General features: G+C 66.0%; 12 protein-coding genes and 2 pseudogenes. 9 read left to right on the top strand and 5 right to left on the bottom strand.

What is annotated here, in order from left to right; translation table 11 throughout:
* Window positions 1–376 precede the first annotated feature (376 nt).
* A pseudogene (locus OG844_RS44865) lies at window positions 377–943 on the top strand (ROK family protein); the annotation flags it as partial.
* Between the two features lie 118 nt (window positions 944–1,061).
* On the opposite strand, the gene OG844_RS44860 reads toward OG844_RS44865, so the two are convergent.
* From OG844_RS44860 to OG844_RS44845, 4 genes are all read right to left on the bottom strand, one after another.
* A complete protein-coding gene (locus tag OG844_RS44860) occupies window positions 1,062–3,395 on the bottom strand; it encodes a glycosyl hydrolase family 95 catalytic domain-containing protein (protein ID WP_406387383.1) in 2,334 nt (777 codons plus the stop codon).
* 33 nt (window positions 3,396–3,428) lie between these two features.
* The gene (locus tag OG844_RS44855) at window positions 3,429–3,917 is read right to left on the bottom strand and encodes a peroxiredoxin family protein (protein ID WP_406387384.1); all 489 of its coding nucleotides are present in this window, start codon (window positions 3,915–3,917) and stop codon (window positions 3,429–3,431) included.
* Window positions 3,914–6,352, bottom strand: coding sequence for a discoidin domain-containing protein (locus OG844_RS44850; RefSeq protein ID WP_406387386.1), 2,439 nt, complete (start codon window positions 6,350–6,352; stop codon window positions 3,914–3,916). Before OG844_RS44850 ends, OG844_RS44855 begins: the two co-directional genes overlap by 4 nt.
* A 149-nt stretch (window positions 6,353–6,501) precedes the next feature.
* A complete protein-coding gene (locus OG844_RS44845) occupies window positions 6,502–7,461 on the bottom strand; it encodes an N-acetylglucosamine kinase (RefSeq protein WP_406387388.1) in 960 nt (319 codons plus the stop codon).
* A 106-nt stretch (window positions 7,462–7,567) separates the two neighbouring features.
* Between OG844_RS44845 and OG844_RS44840 the strand changes: the two genes are divergently transcribed.
* From OG844_RS44840 to OG844_RS44810, 7 genes are all read left to right on the top strand, one after another.
* Window positions 7,568–8,320, top strand: coding sequence for a sugar isomerase domain-containing protein (locus tag OG844_RS44840; protein WP_406387389.1), 753 nt, complete (start codon window positions 7,568–7,570; stop codon window positions 8,318–8,320).
* Between the two features lie 61 nt (window positions 8,321–8,381).
* Window positions 8,382–9,779 (top strand): N-acetylglucosamine/diacetylchitobiose ABC transporter substrate-binding protein, encoded by a 1,398-nt coding sequence (gene ngcE / locus OG844_RS44835; RefSeq protein WP_406387391.1) that lies wholly within the window; start codon window positions 8,382–8,384, stop codon window positions 9,777–9,779.
* A 16-nt stretch (window positions 9,780–9,795) separates the two neighbouring features.
* Entirely contained in the window at window positions 9,796–10,713 is a 918-nt protein-coding gene (locus OG844_RS44830; RefSeq protein WP_406387393.1) for a carbohydrate ABC transporter permease, read from the top strand.
* 11 nt (window positions 10,714–10,724) lie between these two features.
* Window positions 10,725–11,624, top strand: coding sequence for a carbohydrate ABC transporter permease (locus OG844_RS44825; RefSeq protein WP_406387394.1), 900 nt, complete (start codon window positions 10,725–10,727; stop codon window positions 11,622–11,624).
* Window positions 11,621–12,547 carry a MurR/RpiR family transcriptional regulator gene (locus tag OG844_RS44820; protein WP_406387396.1) on the top strand — a complete coding sequence of 309 codons (927 nt, stop codon included), beginning with the start codon at window positions 11,621–11,623 and terminating at the stop codon, window positions 12,545–12,547. Before OG844_RS44825 ends, OG844_RS44820 begins: the two co-directional genes overlap by 4 nt.
* The gene (locus OG844_RS44815) at window positions 12,544–14,604 is read left to right on the top strand and encodes an alpha-L-fucosidase (RefSeq protein WP_406387397.1); all 2,061 of its coding nucleotides are present in this window, start codon (window positions 12,544–12,546) and stop codon (window positions 14,602–14,604) included. The genes OG844_RS44820 and OG844_RS44815 overlap by 4 nt, the downstream gene beginning before the upstream one ends.
* A 380-nt stretch (window positions 14,605–14,984) precedes the next feature.
* On the top strand, window positions 14,985–16,313 hold the full coding sequence (locus OG844_RS44810) for an ABC transporter ATP-binding protein (protein ID WP_406387398.1): 1,329 nt from the start codon (window positions 14,985–14,987) through the stop codon (window positions 16,311–16,313).
* Window positions 16,314–16,412: 99 nt separating this feature from the next.
* On the opposite strand, the pseudogene OG844_RS44805 reads toward OG844_RS44810, so the two are convergent.
* Window positions 16,413–17,184: pseudogene (locus OG844_RS44805) on the bottom strand (transposase).
* A gap of 88 nt (window positions 17,185–17,272) precedes the next feature.
* Here OG844_RS44805 and OG844_RS44800 point away from each other — a divergent pair.
* Window positions 17,273–17,800 (top strand): GNAT family N-acetyltransferase, encoded by a 528-nt coding sequence (locus tag OG844_RS44800; RefSeq protein ID WP_406387399.1) that lies wholly within the window; start codon window positions 17,273–17,275, stop codon window positions 17,798–17,800.
* Window positions 17,801–17,929: the final 129 nt, after the last annotated feature.

Genomic DNA, 17,929 nt, shown 5'->3' with positions numbered 1-17,929 from the left:
GGTGCCCGTGCCGAGGGATCACGGGCTTCTGGTGGAGGCTGCGCCAATCCGGCGACATCGGCGGGCGGCGGTACCACCGGTTGCCCTCGACCTGCGACGAGTAGTGGTCACATTGAAGGAGTGCTCAACTGCCGAACTGTCCCGCCGCGTTATCGACCCGTTATACCGAGGCCAGCTGCACGAACGTGAGGCGGAGCGACCAAGGGCGAGCGCGACAGGGTCGATCGAGTCACAAGTCGATAGCGCGACGAGACGGATGGCCAACGCCCACCTCCTTCGAGACGACAGCGCACGGGACGGCCACCCGGCCCGAGCCGGCCCTCTGCGCGCCGGGACGACCCTCCAGGCATCACGGGGAAGGGGCGACGTGAGGCGCATGACGGCACGACGGGCTAACGCCCATCAGGCGCGCATACTCACGCTGCTGCGCGACGCAGGCGCCAACTCGCGCGCCCAGTTGGGTGAGCCTGTGAACTTGTCGTGATCCGAACTCGCTGTCGAGGTGGACAGACTCATCGAGACGGGGCTCGTGGTGAACGACGGACTCGCTGCCTCGCGGGGGCGGCCGCAGGTCCCACAACATCCGGCTCACACCCGAGCTTCGCTTTCTGGGCGTCGACACCGGAGACACGTCAGCCGATGTCGCACTCACCAACGCTCAGTTGGAAGTCCTCGGCCAGTGAGTCTGCCGATCGATGTGAGGGACGGTCCTGTCGCCGTGGTCGAGCAAGTGCTCGACATGGCTGCGAAGTTGCAGGCAGCCGGACTCGCCGAGGACTTCGACGGAGCCGGAGTGGGGGTTCCCGGGCCGGTGCAATTCCCCGTGGGCATCCCGGTCGCTCCACCGATCATGCCCGGCTGGGACTGCTTTCTCGTCCGGGAGGCCCTCAGCCAGAAACTTGGCTGCACGGTCATGGTCGATAACGACGTGAACCTGGTGGCTGCCCCTGCTCTCTCACTCGCTGTATGTCACGCAAAGCAGCGCGCCATCCCCCGACCATGGGCCGCTCCCCAGGACCGGATCATCCAGCCGACCCACCTCGTCGTACACCATGTCTTGATCATCGGACCGGAACCGAGCGGTTACGCGAGCACCCGGCGAGCTGATACGTATGGCCCGCGGTCGCGGTGAACGTCAAGCGGTCGCCGTTGATGATGCCGACAACCAGGCCGCCCGAGGTGAGGTCAGTCATGGCATGGGAACCGCCGATCACCTGGTTGCGCAGTGTGAAATCACCCGAGTTCGCGGGTTTCATCGTGATGCGCACGTCCCCGTGAACAGTCCAGGAGATGTCGACGGTAACGTTCCCCCGGGCCTTGAGCCCGGTCACCGACCCTGACGACCACGAACTCGGTTTGGCCGGAAGGGCATGGATCTCACCATTCTGACTCTGCAGCAGCATCTCGGTGATCCCGGCGGTCGCCCCGAAATTCCCGTCGATCTGGAACGGCGGGTGGGTGTCCAACAGGTTGGGCAGCGTGGAGCTTCTGAGCTGTTCGACGAGGAGCTTGTGCGCGCGGTCGCCGTCCAGAAGCCGCGCCCAGAAGTTGATCTTCCATGCCTTGCTCCAACCGGTCCCGCCATCCCCGCGCGCGTTGAGTGAGACGCGAGCCGCATCCGCGAAGTGCGACCCGGCGTCAATCCCGTGACCGGGGTGCAGGGCGTACAGGTGGGAGGCGTGTCGGTGCGTGTCAGTGCCTTGGTCGAGGTCGGCCTTCCACTCCTGTAGTTGGCCCCACGCCCCAATCCGCAAGCCTGGGTCGAGCCGGGTGACCACAGCCCGAATCCGGTCACTCAGTCCGGGGTCGGTACGGAGTTGCCCGGCCGCGGCAATGGTGTCAGCGAACAGCTGGTGCACGATCTGCTGGGCCATTGCCGCCCCGGCGCTGAACTGGCCGTGTTCGGGGGAGAAACTCGGGGTGACGACGAGAGTTCCGTCACGGGGGTCGGCGCGTAGGTTGGCGAGCCAGAACTCGCTCGCTCCTTTGAGTATCGGGTAGATCCGCTCCAGCAGTCCGCGGTCCTTGGTGAACTCGTACAGATCGAACAGCTGCGAGGCGAGCCAGCCGTTGGCTTCGGGGAACCAGAACGAACCCGCCCAGTCGTGCACCCCGGTGAACCCGAACGGGTTCGTTTCGTTGTTGACGACCCAGCCCTCGGTAGCGAACATCGCCTGCGCGGTGACGCTGCCGGGGGCGACCAATGCCTCCACGAAACGGACGAACGGTTCGGCTGCCTCGAGGAGGTTGGCCGGGCCCGCCGGCCAGTAGTTCATCTGCAGGTTGATGTTGACGTGGTAGTCGGCACCCCATGGCGGTGAGGTGTCCTTGTTCCAGACGCCCTGCAGGTTGGCGGGCAGCGACCCAGCTCGGGAGGATGCGATCAGCAGATACCGGCCGTAGTGGAAGAACAGCGCCTCCAGCGCCCGGTCCGCGGCCGACACGCCACCGGTGTAGGCGGCGCGCAGAGTGTCCGTCGGCTGGTTCGGCATCTCTTGCCCGATGTCGAGCTGCACCCGGTTGAAGAGTGCCTGGTGGTCATGTACGTGCGCGGCGCGCAGGTCGGCGTAGGACCTGGCTGTCGCCGCGTCCACCCGGTCGGTCACGGCATCGCCCGGGTCGGGTCCTCGGTAGGTGGGGTAGGCATCGGCGTAATCCGTCGCGGCCGCGAGGATGAAGGTCGCGCTGGTGGCACCCGACACGGAGATGGCGCCATCGTCACAGGAGACGCTGCCTCCGTCGGTCACCACTTGAACCTGGCAGTCGAACACCATCCCGTTGTCAGCCAGGGCGCCACGGATGCTCAACCTGCCGTCCGCGCAGGTCGCAGCAAAATCGGCCCGAGGGGATGAGTAGCGAAGTGTGAAGGACACCTGACCCGGTTGATCGGTGGCCAATCGTCCGACGAACACCTGTTCCGGGCAGCTGATGAAGTACTCGCGGCTGTGGCGCACCCCGTCCGCGGTGAAAGCGACGTGCGCAGTGGCATCGTCGATGCGCAGCTCGCGCCGATACCCGGAGACGGACTGCGATGGACCATGCAGATCCAACCGGAGGTCGCCGAAGGTCTGGTAGCTGCCGAACCCTCTTCTGAGCTGGCCGAGCATGCCAGCCACCCACTCCGGCTCGGCCGCGTCCTCGCTGCTGATCGTGCTCAGCACCTCGTCAAGCGCGGCGCGGCGCGATGACCTCCAGTTGCCCGAGTCGTAATCGCCCGAGCCGGGGCCGCCGGTCCAGAGCGTCTTTTCGTTGAACTGAAGCCGCTCTGAGGCAATGCCTCCGAAAACCATGGCGCCGAGCGCACCGTTGCCGATCGGCAATGCCTCCGTCTCCCAATCGGTTGCAGGCTTGTCGTACCACAGGATGTTGTCGCAGTCAGCGGGGTTCCGGTTCATGGACACTCTCAGGTGAGCCTTTCGCAGGGACCATCACGTTCCAGCGCGGTCGAGGCCCAGGGCCTGCAACGCGAATGCGAGGTCGGGGTTGTTGACGCGGCCGTCCCAGCGCTTGCTGAGCCGCGCCGACTTGTCGAAGAGCAGGACCGCCGGGGCCGAGTTCACGTCCTCGGCCTCGGCGAGGGAACCATCGGGGTCCGGCCGGACACTGATGTCTCCGAGTTGCCAGTCGTGGCCGAAGTTCACGAGCTGGTCGGGCGTGGACTTGGCGGTGTCGACGATGACGGTGCGCAGGCCTGCGGGCCCGTACTGCTGGGCCATGCTCTTCAGCGTGGTGATCTGCAGCGCCGACGGATCCGCGCCGGTCGTTTCGGTGGCCAGGAACGCGACCAAGGTCGGATGTCCCGTCGTGGTCAGAGGTGTCGGTTCGGCGCGGTCGGGCTGCGCGGTGCAGGAAACGGCCAGGGCGGCCGCCGCGGTGGCGGCGGCCGCACCCAGCCTGACCAGGAGAGTCCTCGTCACGATCCGTAGACCTCGAACTCATGGATCCGGGCGGCCTGGGCTCCGTCATTGGTCGACGGAACCGTGGTGTTAAGGCGCACGCAGGTCGCTGAAACCGGTGTGATCGAGTGTTTGGTGACGTTGGCGGTGTTGCCGGTCGCCGTGACCCGGGTGGTCCAACCGCCGGCACAGGTCGGGTCGGTGGTGGTGGCGATGGTGAAATCCCGCGTGTTCAGGTTCGACGGATCACCACCCGAGCCGGCGTGCCGGATATTGAACCCGTCGACGGTTCGCGGGCCGGTGAGGTTCACGGTGAGGGTGTGGTTGCCTCCGTTGCCTGGGGAGCACCACTTGGTTCCGGGAGCACCGTCGATGGCCTTCGCGGCCGCCTCGTTGCCGTTGCATGCAGCGTTGGCGGTGGCGGTCCCGGGCAGCGCGTGGTTCGAGAACACCTCCACTTCGGCCAGGGAGAGCGGGTTGGCGTTGCCGATGAGCTGGACCCGGATGTACCGGACTTCCTTGCCCACGGGGATCGTGAAGAGGTCGGGCGCCTGTTCGGCCACGTGCCGCTGCCACACACCCGGCTGTTCTGCCGTCACGGCTGGATCATTCGACGTGAACGGAGTGGCGGACGCGAAGACGTTGAAGTCGGACAGGCGGCTGGAGCAGCAGTCGGTCCGGTTCGCGATGCGGATGGTGCCGACCGGTCTGCTGCTGCCGAGGTCGACCTGCCACCACGGGTTCGCGTCGATGGGCGCGTTGTTGGTGTGGGTGACCGACCCGTTGCCGAAGTTGCCGTCGGTGTCCCCGTCCAGCGCCCGGTCGGCGCTGGCACCGTTGAGGGTGCTGGATTGGGTGGCGTTGCCGCCGACAACGAGGCTCGAGGAGCAGGTCTGGCTGGTGAGGGCGGAGGACTGGACGGCCCCCCGGTCGGGGTCACAGAGCGCGGGGACGGAATTGCCGAAGTAGTCCCGGCCGCCGTTATTGGGGATAGCGACACCGCTCGTCCGCGAGGTGGAACCGGCGACGAGGTTGTAGCCGGTCGGATTGGTGCCGGGCGCGGACAGTCCGGGATCGGCGGTCAGCTTGCGCGGGTCGGCGGGCTCGGTGGCGGGGTGCACACCGTGGAAGGTATTTGAGTTCCACGCGAGGGCGTCCGCGTTGTTGTAGTTGACCTGGCCGGCCAGCGACGGGTCGAAGCTGAAGATGTTGTTGTAGAGCCTGACGTTCTCGGCGGTGGACCCGTTCCGGTTGTCGATCGGTTCCATGGGCAGGTGTGCAGGGGTCTTCGCGTAGAACGTGTTGTTGTACACCCTGGTGTTCAGCGCCTTGCCACAGACGATCCACAAGCCGCGGCCGTCGTTCTGGGAGATGTTGTAGCGGGCGACGTTGTCCTTGGAGATCCCGTGCGAACAGATGGTGAGGAGTCCACCCTGGTTGTCGTGCGAGTAGTTGTACTGCACGATCTGGCGATTGGCGCCGCCGTCGAAGTCGAAGGCGGTTCCGTCGAGGCGGCTCTGCCCGCCGGACACCTCGTTGAACTGAATGACCGAGTCGTCCGCGTTCCAGTTCCATATGGCCACGTGATAGTGCGACGGGTCACGGGTCATGTGGCCGTTGACGGTGTTGTACTCGATGACCGCGCCGACCGAGTTGTGCGCGTGGAGCCCGTCGGCGCCCATGTCTGTGAGGCTGTTGTTGCGGACGACGATGTTGGTGGCGGGCTGCCAGGGCTTACCCGCTGCGCACGGGTCCGACACGCACGGCATCTCAGGCCGCTCGCGCCAGGTCGTCCAGTGGACGAAGGCGAAGGAGTCCGTCTTGGTGAAGGTGTTGTTGGCGACCAGGATGTCGTTGTAGTGCGTGGGCACCGTCGTTCCGGTGACCTGCATGACGATGCCGCCGTTGGACTTGTCGTCCCACGCACGCGGGCCGAGCACATCGTGGATGTTCAGATTGGTGAAGTGGTAGTGGTTACCCGTCCCGTAGTCCTTGAGTTCGATGTAGATGCCGCGCAGGAGCTCGGACGAGGAGCCTGCGCTGCTGATGTCGAGATGGGTGAAGTCGTAGTACTGCTCGTTACGCAGGACCACGGTCGCGTACGTGTCGGTGTTCAGTCCGTCACCGACCAGCCGGGGTAGGGCTCCGGTGCCATAGGCGGAGACCAGGACGGGGGCGGATGCGCTCCCGGACCCGTTGAACTCGACGTTGCCGTTGCAGGTGGTACCGCGCTTGAACAGGACCTGGTCACCCGGGCCGAAGGCGTGCGCTGAGACGGCGGCCATGCTGTTCCAGGGCGATTGCTGGGATCCGTTGCCGCCGCCGGCGGCGGTGCAGTCGACGTAGTGCGCGCCTGCGGACGCAGCCGCGGGCGTCGGCACCACCACTTCAGGGACGAGGACCGCGGTCCCCACCAGCATGGTGCCGAGTAGCAGTCGGGCTAGGGATCTGAACATCCTGAGGACTCCTCTGTCCGCGCATAGTCAGATGGTGAAAATTCCAACCACCTCTAGGGTGCTCGGCAATGTATGGGCCCCGGATGGGGAGGGTCAATACAAGAGTAGACATCGGATCTATTGATCGATCTGCTCCGAGGCGGGGGGTCCTACGATTCCGGGGCATAGCGGGCAAACCAGCTATGCCAATCGGGGCGCGGGTCCCAGGCCAGCCAAGCGGCGGCCAGTGCGGTGTCGCCGGCGCTAGCGATGAGCGCGTGCGGCCAGCGCCGGGAACACAGGGCGACTACCCGACTGCGCACCGGTCCGGCCGAGGTCAGGACACCACCCGCGAGGATGATCGGCTCCTCGGATGCGGCCTCTCGTACGCTGGCCAGGCTTGCGACCAGGCGCTGCGCCGCCGAATCAGCGATCTCGGCCGCCACCGGGTCACCAGCACGCGCAGCGGCCGTGATCAAGGGAGACAACGGCGGCAGGGTGCCCACCGGATCACTCTGCACCAGTTCGGCGATGGCGTGTGCGACGCGCGGTGACCGATCGCCCCCCGGTCCGAGCAGGGCATCGACCACCAATTGCGCCAGCAGTCCCGGGCGCCCCTCGGCCAGCTGCCGCACCGCGGCACGCGTGATCTCACGCCCGAGCCAGTACCCCGATCCCTCGTCGCCGAGGACGCCGCCCAAGCCGTCCGCACAGGCAGTGACCTGCAGGTTTTCGATGCGCAAGGCCACAGCTCCGGTGCCCGCCAGCAACACGTGCCCCGAGGTCTCGGCAGCCCCGGCAACGAATCCCAGGAGTGGATCGTCCAGGTAGCGAACCGGGCAGACAACTCCGAGGTCGGACCACATCGCCGCGAACTCAGCCGCCACGTGGCGCTGCTGAAGCGCACCCACGCCCGCGATTCCGACACAGACAGCCGTCAAACGGCTGGCGTCCAGGTCGCCCAGCGCCTGCCGGACCGCCTCGGCGATTGCCGAGGCCGCCTTGGCCGGACCGCGCGATACGGGATTCCCTCCCCCGGCGCGGCCGCTGCCAAGGACCCGCCCGGCAGGTGTTGCAACCACGGCCCGCGACGCGGTGCCCCCAGCGTCGACACCCAACGTCAGTTCCATAGATCCTACCTCTCAGGGAAATGAAGTCTAGCGATGGCCCATGTGGCCGTGATACAAACTGGACCCACAGGCGATCATAATTATTTTCAGCCAAGTGAGGACCAAAATGTCAATCTGTGGCAAGCGCTACGCGGAGGCCGTCGCCGCCTACGTCTCCAGGGTTCCGTCCGAGCAGACGAAGGCAATCGCTCAGGCTGCTGACCTGGTCGTGACGAGCCTTCGGCGTGGCGGCATCGTCAACGCTTTCGGCTCGGGACACTCCGAGGCCGTGGCTATGGAGATTGCCGGGCGAGCCGGCGGGTTGGTGCCGACCAACAGGCTGGCGATGCGAGACATCGTGCTGCACGGCGGCGAACCGCTCAGCGTCCTGTCAGACCCGTTGCTGGAGCGAGACCTGGGTGTCGCGGAGCGAATCCTCAACGCGGCCCCGGTGCAGCCGGAGGACGCGTTCGTCATCATCTCCAGCTCGGGTGTGAACGGAGTTGTCGTGGAGCTCGCCGATATCGTGAAGAGGCGCGGCCACCCCCTCATCGCCCTGACGTCCCTGGCGCACAGCACAGCAGTCCCCTCTCGGCATCCCAGTGGGCGCAAGCTGTATGAGTTCGCGGACGTCGTACTGGACAACGGCGCACCCCTGGGCGACTCGGTGCTGGAGCTACCCGGTGGCGGTTCGTTCGGCGCCGTTTCCACGATCACCTCCGCCTTGCTGGCCCAGATGATGGTCGCCGAGGTCGTGGCCCAGATGCTGTCCGCGGACGAGGCGCCGCCGGTCTACCTCTCGGCGAACATCCCAGAGGGCGACGCCCACAACAACGAGCTCGAAGCTCGGTATGCCGGACGGCTCCGGCGCGGCGCCTGACGCCGCAACCTCATCCCCCTCACGCTTTGCTAGCACATCCGATTCGTCCAAGGAGGAAACCATGTCCAGAAACACCTTCATCGATCGCCGTGCGATGCTGCGCGGTGCGGCCGCCCTGGTAGCGGCCGGCGGAGTCGCCGCCCTGACGGGCTGTGCCACCGGCGGCGAGAAGTCCCCCGCCCCCACCAAGAGCGCTACTAAGAACAACCCCCTCGGCGTGCCAGATGACGCGGGCCTGAACGTGGTCATCTTCAAGGGTGGCTACGGCGACCAGTGGGCCAAGTTTGTCGAGGACCTGTACAGCAAGCGCTACCCGGACGCCAAGGTCGATCTCGAGGCGATCCAGCAGGTCGCGGAGACACTGCAGCCCCGGTTCGTCGGCGGCAACCCGCCGGACCTGGCCGACGCGCCCGGTCTGGGCATCGCCTCGCTGGTCACGCAGAAGCAGCTGCTCGACCTGGCACCCCTTCTCGACGCGCCGAGCGTGGACAACCCGTCGATCAAGGTGCGCGACACACTCCTTCCCGGTGTCGTGGAAGGAGCACTGTTCGACGGCAAGGTCTACCAGCTCAACTACATCACCACCGTCTTCGGGTTCTGCTACTCGAAGTCGTTGTTCGCCAAGCATGGCTGGGTGTACCCCAAGACGTGGGACGAGATGCTGGCACTGTGCGCCGAGATCAAGGACGCAGGGGTAGCCCCTTGGACATACCAGGGCAAGCACCCCGGGTACTGGACCGAAGCACTCATGGCCATGGCGACCAAGGCCGGCGGCCGGGACGTCGTCAAGGCGATCGACAACCTCGAGCCCAAGGCGTGGAAGAACCCCGCGGTGCTGGAGGCAGCTGAAGCCATCTACGAGATCGCGAAGAAGGGTTACCTGTTGCCTGGGACTGCCGCGCTGACGCACACCGAGGCGCAGACCGCCTGGGCCAAGGGGCAGGCGGCGTTCATCCCGTGTGGTACGTGGATCGAGAACGAGATGAAGGGCATCATCCCGGACGGCTTTGACACCGTCATCGCACCCACCCCATCGCTGACCAGCCGGGACGTGATGCCGCAGAAGACCGTGTACGCCAAGGCCTCCGAGTCGTTCATCGTTCCCGCGCAGGGAAGCAACCCGCGAGGGGGCATGGAGTTCCTGCGCCTGATGCTGTCCAAGGAGGCGTCGCAGAACTTCGCCAGGACCGCCGGCTCGATGACTGTGCTGAAGGGCGGCTCGGCTGGCGTCACGCTGAGTCCTGGCGTCGAGTCCGCACGGGACAGCCTGGAGGCCGCGGGCGACAATGTGGTGCTGCACACGTTCTCTGATTGGTACCCGCAGCTCCAGGAGGAGGTCGCCAGCGCCAACGGCGAGCTGATGACACTCGCTATCACACCGAAGGAGTGGGCCGCGCGCTGCCAGAAGGCGGCCGACAAGATCGCGGCGGACTCTTCGATCGCCAAGTTCACCCGCTGAGGAGCCGAGGTTCAACATGATGCGCCACGGTCGCCGCAAGTTCATCGCCGCATTTCTCGGCCCTCCGCTTCTCCTGTACGGAGTGTTCGTCCTCAACCCCTACGCTCAAGCGTTCTATCTGTCGCTGACAGATTGGGGCGGCTACTCCGACAAGGCTGAATTCGTCGGCCTGGACAACTTCCGCAAGCTCTTCTCCGACCAGCACTTCTGGGCCGCTCTGCGGAATAACGCTGTCATGCTCGCGGTGATTCCGGCGGTGACCGTAGCCGCAGCCCTCCTGATCACAGGTCTGCTGTACTTCGGTGGACGCCGGAAGGGAGCAGGTCACACCCCAGTGCGGGGTGCCGGCGTGTACAAGATCCTGTTCTTCCTCCCGCAGGTTCTGGCGGTCTCCGTTGTCGGGGTGCTCTGGCAGTTCATCTACACCCCCCGCAGCGGTCTACTCAATGCCGTGCTGGACGCTCTCGGCTTGGGCAGCTTGAAGCACGAGTGGCTCGCCGAACCGGGATTCGCGCTGCCCGCTGTGATGGTGGTGATGATCTGGAGCACGCTCGGTTTCTACATCGTGCTGTTCGGCGCGGCAGTGCAGGCGATCCCGTCCGAGGTCCTGGAAGCCGCGGCCCTCGATGGGGCGAGTAGGCCGACCACGTTCTTTCGCATCGTCCTTCCCATGGTGTGGGAGAGCGTTCAGGTCTCCTTCGTCGCCCTCGGGATCATGGCCCTGGACGGCTTCGCCTTCGTCCAGATCATGACCATCGGCCCAGGTGGCCCGGGGAACTCGACCGAGGTTCTCGGCCTCTCCCTTTGGAACAATTCGTTCAAGTACGGACAGTTCGGCTACGCGACCGCGTTCGGAGTGGTCCTCTTCCTGCTCACCATGGTCATGGCCGTCTTCACCTTCAAACTGTCCCGCCGCGACTCTATAGAACGGTAGAGGTTCCGCCGATGTCGACCTCACTCACGCCCAGCGAACCGCGCACCGACCCCCCAGCCCGCCACGCGCGGCGGCCAACCCGCCCCCGTGTCCGCCCCCTCGCAGGCTCCACCCACGTCGTCCTGATCGGGTGGTCTCTAGTGGTGACCCTCCCCCTGCTTTGGGCCGTCATCAGCTCGCTCAAGACAGCGGACGAGATCTTCACCAGCCCGTGGTCGGTGCCGGACAAGCCCCAGTTCGACAACTACGCAAGAGCCTGGAACGAGGCGTCCATCGGGCAGTACTTCCTCAACAGCCTCATCGTCGTCACCAGTGCAGTCGTCCTGGTGATGCTCCTGGGGTCCATGACCGCGTACGTGCTGGCCCGATACCCGTTTCGCGGCAGTCAGGTCATCTACTACCTGTTCGTGGCGGGGATGGCCTTCCCCGTGTTCCTGGCCCTGATCCCGTTGTTCTTCGTGGTCAAGGGCATGGGGCTGCTGAACACGGACCTCGGACTCATCCTCGTCTACGCCGCCTACTCATTGCCGTTCACCGTCTTCTTCATGACCGCGTTCTTCCGCACCCTGCCGAGCGAACTCGCCGAGGCGGCCGTGATCGACGGCTGCGGTCACTTCAGGGTGTTCTTCCAGATCATGCTCCCCTTGGCAACGCCCGGCCTGATCGGCGTCGGCATCTTCAACTTCCTCGGCCTGTGGAACCAGTACCTGCTGCCACTGGCCCTCAACCAGGATCCGGACAACTACGTCCTGGCACAGGGGTTGGCCATGCTAGCAATCAACCAGGGCTACAGCAGCGACTGGGGCGCCTTGTTCGCCGGGCTGAGCATCGCCATGCTGCCTGTGATCATGGTGTATGTCATCTTCCACCGCCGTATCCAGTCCGGCATCACGGCGGGCGCAGTGAAATGACCCAGGAAGTACACTTAACGGAAGTGGAAATCGTGTCCGATGACAGCCCAAGAAACCGGTCCGGCCTCGCGCCGATGCTGGCCCACATCGAGGCAGAGCTGGACGCGCTCCCCCAGGCCCTGGCACGCGTCGCCTCGGAAGTGCTACGCAATCCCAGGGACGCCGCGACCCTGACTTTGGTCGAGCTGGCCGAGCGCGCCCGGACGGCTCCGGCGTCCGCGACACGCTTCTGCCGGTGGCTCGGATACGACAACTACCGAATGTTCCGAGCGGCCCTGGCCACCGAGATCGCGCGAGCCGAGCAGGCCAAGTGGGAGAGTGATCTGGGCCAGGAAATCCTTCCCGACGATCCCCCCGACCGGGTACTGGAGGTCGTCGCCGGCGCCGACGCGCTGGCGATACAGGGGACCGCGGCTCAGATCGACCAGAGGACCGCGCTGCGCGTGGCGCAGCTGATCTCCCGCGCCCGCCGGGTCGACCTGTTCGGAGTCGGCGGGAGCTGGCTGTCAGCGCTCGAAATGCAGTACCGCCTCGAACGCATCGGCATCGCGGCGTGGTCCCGTAACGATGTTCACAGCGCCCTGACGAGCGCTGTGCTGCTCGGAGCTGGAGACGTCGCTTTCGGGATCTCCCACTCGGGCCGCACGAGGCAAACCCTAGACGTCATGGCACGCGCCCGCGCCTCGGGCGCGACGACCGTGGCCCTGACCAGCTTCGCCAGTTCGCCGTTGGCCCAATCAGCGGATCTGGTCCTGACCTCGTCGGTACGCGAGACCACTTTCCGTCCGGAGGCCCTGGCAGCCCGGCACTCCCAGCTGCTCGTTCTCGACTTCATCTACGTCTTGATCGCGCAGCGCACATACGAACGCACCACCTACGCCTTGGACGCCACCGTCAAGGCAGTGGAAGGACAGAAGGAATGAACTCGACCACGCCTGTCCAGCCAGTCAGCGATCGGGACCTGCGCGCCACGGCCTCCATGGTGCGGCCCTCCGCACGCCAACTCGCATGGCAGAAGCGGGACCTGAGCGCCTTTATCCACTTCGGAATCAATACGTTCACGGACCTGGAGTGGGGAACCGGCACCGAAGACCCGACATTGTTCAACCCCGCCACGCTGGACGCGAACCAATGGGTCGAACACCTCGCCGCGGCTGGCTTCAAAGCGGTCATCCTCACCGCCAAGCACCACGACGGATTCTGCCTGTGGCCAACCCGCTACACCCGGCACTCGGTCGCATCGAGCCCATGGCGCTCCGGGTCGGGCGACGTCGTAGGGGAACTCGTGGCAGCCGCCCGCAAACACCGTCTAGCAGTCGGGCTCTACCTCTCCCCCGCCGACCTCCATCAGATACACATCGACCGCCGGTACGGCAACGGCAGCGCCCGGGGCCGGTGCACCATCCCCACGCTCGTCGAGGACGACGACCGCGCCGGCCGGGTCGCAGGCGGCGAGCTACCGTCCTTCGGCGTGACCGCCGACGACTACAACCGGTTCTACCTCAACCAGCTCTACGAGGTGCTCACCGACTACGGTCCGATCGACGAGATATGGCTCGACGGCGCCAACCCGGACAGCTCTCACCCCCAGACCTACGACCGCCAGGCGTGGTATCAGCTCATTCGCGTCCTCGCGCCCGACGCCGTCATCTTCGGCGGACCCGACGCGCGGTGGGTCGGCAACGAGGTCGGTATCGCGCGCACCACGGAATGGAGCGTGGTCCCGTTCACCGGCGATCCGGAGGGCACCGGAGAGCTGGCTCTGGACCACCAAGCGGTGGACCTGGGCAGCGTCGAGAGCCTTCGTCACGGTGTCAGGTGCCACTGGTATCCGGCCGAGTCGGACGTGTCGATCCGCCCGGGCTGGTTCTACCACGCTTCCCAGGACAACTCGGTCAAGAGCTCGCAGCAGCTGCTCGAGCTCTATGAACACTCGGTCGGCCGCAACACCGTGTTCCTGCTGAACGTCCCACCCAACCGCGACGGGCTGTTGGCCGCGCCCGATGTCGACAGCATCAGGGGTTTCGGCGAACGACTCGCCCGGGTGTACGGCGATGACCTCGCGTCCGGCGCTCGCTCCGGGCCCCAGCGGGACGGTTCGACCACACTTACGTTCTCGGCCGACCAGAGCTTCAACCTCGTGGTGCTGCGGGAAGACATAGCCAACGGCCAGCAGGTCGAGCAGTTCGACGTCTATGCGGACATCAACAGCACCCTGACTACGATCGCCTCGGGTACCACCATCGGCCACTGCCGAATCCTGCGATTGCCCAGCACCGTTGAAGCCCGGCGCGTCGAGGTCCGCGTGACATCTGCCCGGGGCCCGTACCAGCTTGCCGTGTCCCTGCACCGCGACCAGGACGCGGCGGGGCCCACTGTGTTCCCCACGCTGGAAGCAGCCTTCGACGCCGTCACGGTGACCAACGACAACGACCCCCGCCGTGGCGAACTCGGCCCCCAGAGGCTCAGTCTCTCCGCGCAAACCCTCACCGACGCCGGGATCACACCAGGTGCGGCCGTCAACGCTCTCGGGTTCACCTTCCGGTGGCCGGCAGTGTCCCCGGGAGCACCCGACGCCGTCCGCCCCAACGGCCAGCGGATCTCTCTCAGCGGGCGCGCCGCCCGAGTTGGCCTGCTCCTCGTGGCGTCCGAACCTTTCACCGACGGATACGGCATGCTGACGTACGACGACGGCAACGTGGAAGAGTTCCGCTTGCCATCGGTCTCGCCCTGGGGAACGGCTCGACAGGACGGCGCGCCGGTGATCGAGCTGCCCTACCACAACACCCAGACGGGCCGGAGCGACACCCCCGCATGGATTGGCGCGATCGCCGTCCCAGCCGACACCTCCCGGACACTGACCGAGCTTGTCCTCCCGACGATCTCTGTACCCCATGCCGGCCCTCCCGGGGTACACCTCCTCGCAATCGCCCTGGACAGTGCCGATGCCGCAACCGACGGCTTCTCCCAGACGGGGTGAAGGCCAGCCCACGCGTCCCGGCCAGGACGGCACCTCAGCTACGCCACCATCGCGAAGCAGGGCAACCTCGATCGGCAAGCTGATCATCGAGGTCTGCCGCGACGGCTCCAACCAACAGCGGCAGCTCACCTGAAAGCCGGTCGGCCCTCTGCCCCTTTTTTTAGGGGCAGAGGGCTCTTGACGCCTGTCGTGCACCTGCTCAAACACAGCGTAGGAGCAGTTGGAGCCTTCCTCCGGTGGCGCGATTTCCTACGGCGCCGAACGGATCACGGTGCTGGCCATGAACGCCTTACGCGCCGACAGAGTAGGCGAGCGAGCCCCCGGCAACTCACTCTGCAGGAACCGACCACAACGCAACCGTCTCCTCTTGGGCAGGACCCATGACACGCGCCATTTCCCTTCACCACGTCAGCAAGAGACATGCTCGCGCTGCTGAGCGTGCCGTCGACAATCTCTCCCTCAGCGTCAGACCGGGGGAGTTTCTCGTAATGCTCGGTCCTTCGGGCTGCGGCAAGTCCACCGTGCTGCGGATGATCGCCGGACTGGAGGACATCACCGAGGGCGAACTGCTGCTGGACGGCGAATACGCCAATGACATCCCACCCCGAGAGCGGGATGTGGCTATGGTATTCCAGAGCTTCGCGCTCTACCCCAACATGACAAATCGCGAGAACATCGGCTTCCCGCTGTGCGTGAAGGACCCACAGGGCAACCATGACCCGCGTGTCGAAGCGACCGCGCGGATGCTCGGGATCGAGGACCTCCTGGACCGCTTTCCCCCCCAGCTCTCCGGCGGTGAGCGCCAGCGCGTCGCGATGGGCCGCGCGATCTCCCGACGGCCCTCCACCTTCCTGATGGACGAGCCGCTGTCCAATCTCGACGCCAAGCTGCGCAGCCATCTGCGCGCCGAAATCGCCCAGCTGACCGCCGAGCTGGGGGTGACCACCATCTATGTCACCCATGATCAGGCCGAGGCCATGTCGCTGGGCCATCGGGTCGCCGTAATGCGCGGCGGTGTGCTCCAGCAGGTCGGCACCCCGCGCGAGATCTATGCCCTGCCCGATAACGTCTTCGTCGCGGCCTTCATCGGCACCCCGCGCATCAATCTGCTGCAGGCCGTCGTGCAAGCGCCGCTGGGCAGCTGGATGTCGATCAACCTCGGCTCGCAGACGCTGCCGTTGTCCGAAGCGCGCCACGCGGACCACCAGTTGCTCCGAATCCAGCAGGGTCGGCAGATCATCGTAGGGCTACGCTCCGAGGCCGCGCGCATCGCGCCGCCCAGCCAGGCCCGAGCCGACGAGATCGCGCTGACCGGGATCGTGCAGCACCTGGAATTCCAGGGGCACGAGACGCTGGTGCATCTCAGCACCGGCTCGACTCCGGCCGTGATCCACGACCTGGAGTCGCCGCGGCCGCCGCACTCCGGCCTCGGCCAAGGAAGCGATGGCCCCAAGATGCTGGCCCGGCTCAAGCAGCAAGTGATCTCACGGATTACCGCGCCAGTCGCAGGAGGTGCCTCGCCGGAGCTACCACGCGCGCGGACAGCCGTCTCTGCCGGCGACTTCGTCGTACGCGCAGGGGCCGACCTGCGACTGCGGACAGGGGCGCAGGTGCCACTTCTCGTGGACATGGCGCGTCTGTACGTCTTCGATCACCAAGGCCACAGAATCTGTCCCACGCCCACCCGCCAGCCCGGCTTGGAGGCTTGACGTGATGTGCCCATCAGTCGAGTCCAGGACTAAGGGTTGTCCCGTAAATGATCTTTGAGTCGCCTCGGGGCATGGTGGACTGCTGTACCGCCCGTCGGCCTATCCAGCGAGGGCGAGGTTATGCATGCGGGCGATGCCGAGCATGGCGTGGTGGACGCCATCGCCTTTGAGGCGGCAGTCGCGGAGGATCTTCCAGGTCTTCATGCGGGCGAAGACGTGCTCGACACGCGGGCTCGGACTTGCTTGTGGGACTTGTTGTGTTCTTCTTTCCAGTCCGGGAGTTCGGTCTGGCCGCGCTCGCGGCGGTGCGGGATGACCAGTCCGGTGCCCGGGTAGCCGCCGTCGGCGATCGTGGTGGTCTTGCCGACCGCGGCATTGGCGCCGGACTCCTCCCACGCCTTGCAGTTGTTGCGGTTCCCGGCGAGCGGTCGGCCGACCACGACGACCAGGCGGGTGTCGGCATCGATGACGACCTGATGGTTGGTGGAGTACCGGTAGTTCTTCGACCGCTCGGCAATGGTGTGGTCGCGGGTGGGAACCAGGGTGCCGTCCACGATGAGCACGGCGTCCTTGGCGAACCGCTTGCGGGGCTGGAGGGCGAGCATCGGCCCGAGGTGATCGATGATCCGGTCCGCCGCCGACTTCGACACCCCGAACAGCGGAGCGAGCTGCCGCATGGTCAGGTTCGGCGCCAGTACACCGCGACCAGCAGTGCCCGGTCCTCCAGCGGAAGGCTCCACGGCCGGCCCTTGCGGACCGCGTCCGCACCCTCACGACGCAGAACCGCCACCAGCTTCGCGAAGGCACGCGGGCTCAGCCCGGTGAACGGGGCTATCCAGGACGGCTCCGACGCCGTGATCCCACCACACACGGAGATCATCTCCTGTGTCCGGGGAGCTCTGTGTGATGTCGCGCAGAATCCGATGGTGCTGCACGGCTCTGGCGTCAAGAATCACCGGATGCATGAAGTGAAGCTGTCCGACGGAATCATCACTCTGTCCCCCCTGCGCCTGGACGACGTGGAGGCGCACCTCGCGGGGGAGGACGAGCTACTCGTTCGCTGGCTCAACGGCGGTCCCGGCACGCGCGAGGGCATCGAAGCGTACTTCCGGCACTGCCGGGAGCAGTGGGACACCGCCGGGCCACTCCGCGCGTTCGGCATCCGGATGGGTGCCGACGAAGTGCTCGCGGGCACGATCGACTTGCGGTTCGCAGGAGAAGGTCTGGCGCCCGGCCAGGTGAATGTCGCCTACGGCCTTTATCCGTCCTGGCGGGGGCGTGGCCTGGCTACCCGCGCGGTCCTGTTGGCGTCCCAGTACGCGGCGAGCGAGGGCGAGGCGGAGGCGGTCATTCAGGTCGAGCCGGAAAATCCCGCATCTGCCGCAGTCGCGCAGCGGGCAGGGTTCACCCCGGGCAAGCCGACGCACGGCAAGGACGGCACACGCTTCGACTGGTACATCCGGGACCTGCACGCCGCTGCCCGGTGACAACCAACAGTTACGGAACTGCTTTTAGACGGCTCGTGACGGTCGCGTTCGCGGGCGGCGTCGGGAAACAAACCCATTTCTATGAATGCATAACCTGATCATCTTCACTTATTGTGACTTTCATGTGTT

Source organism: Streptomyces sp. NBC_00887, assembly GCF_045207585.1.
Note: the sequence above shows the minus strand (reverse complement) of the source record. Positions and strands in the feature narration are given on the sequence as shown.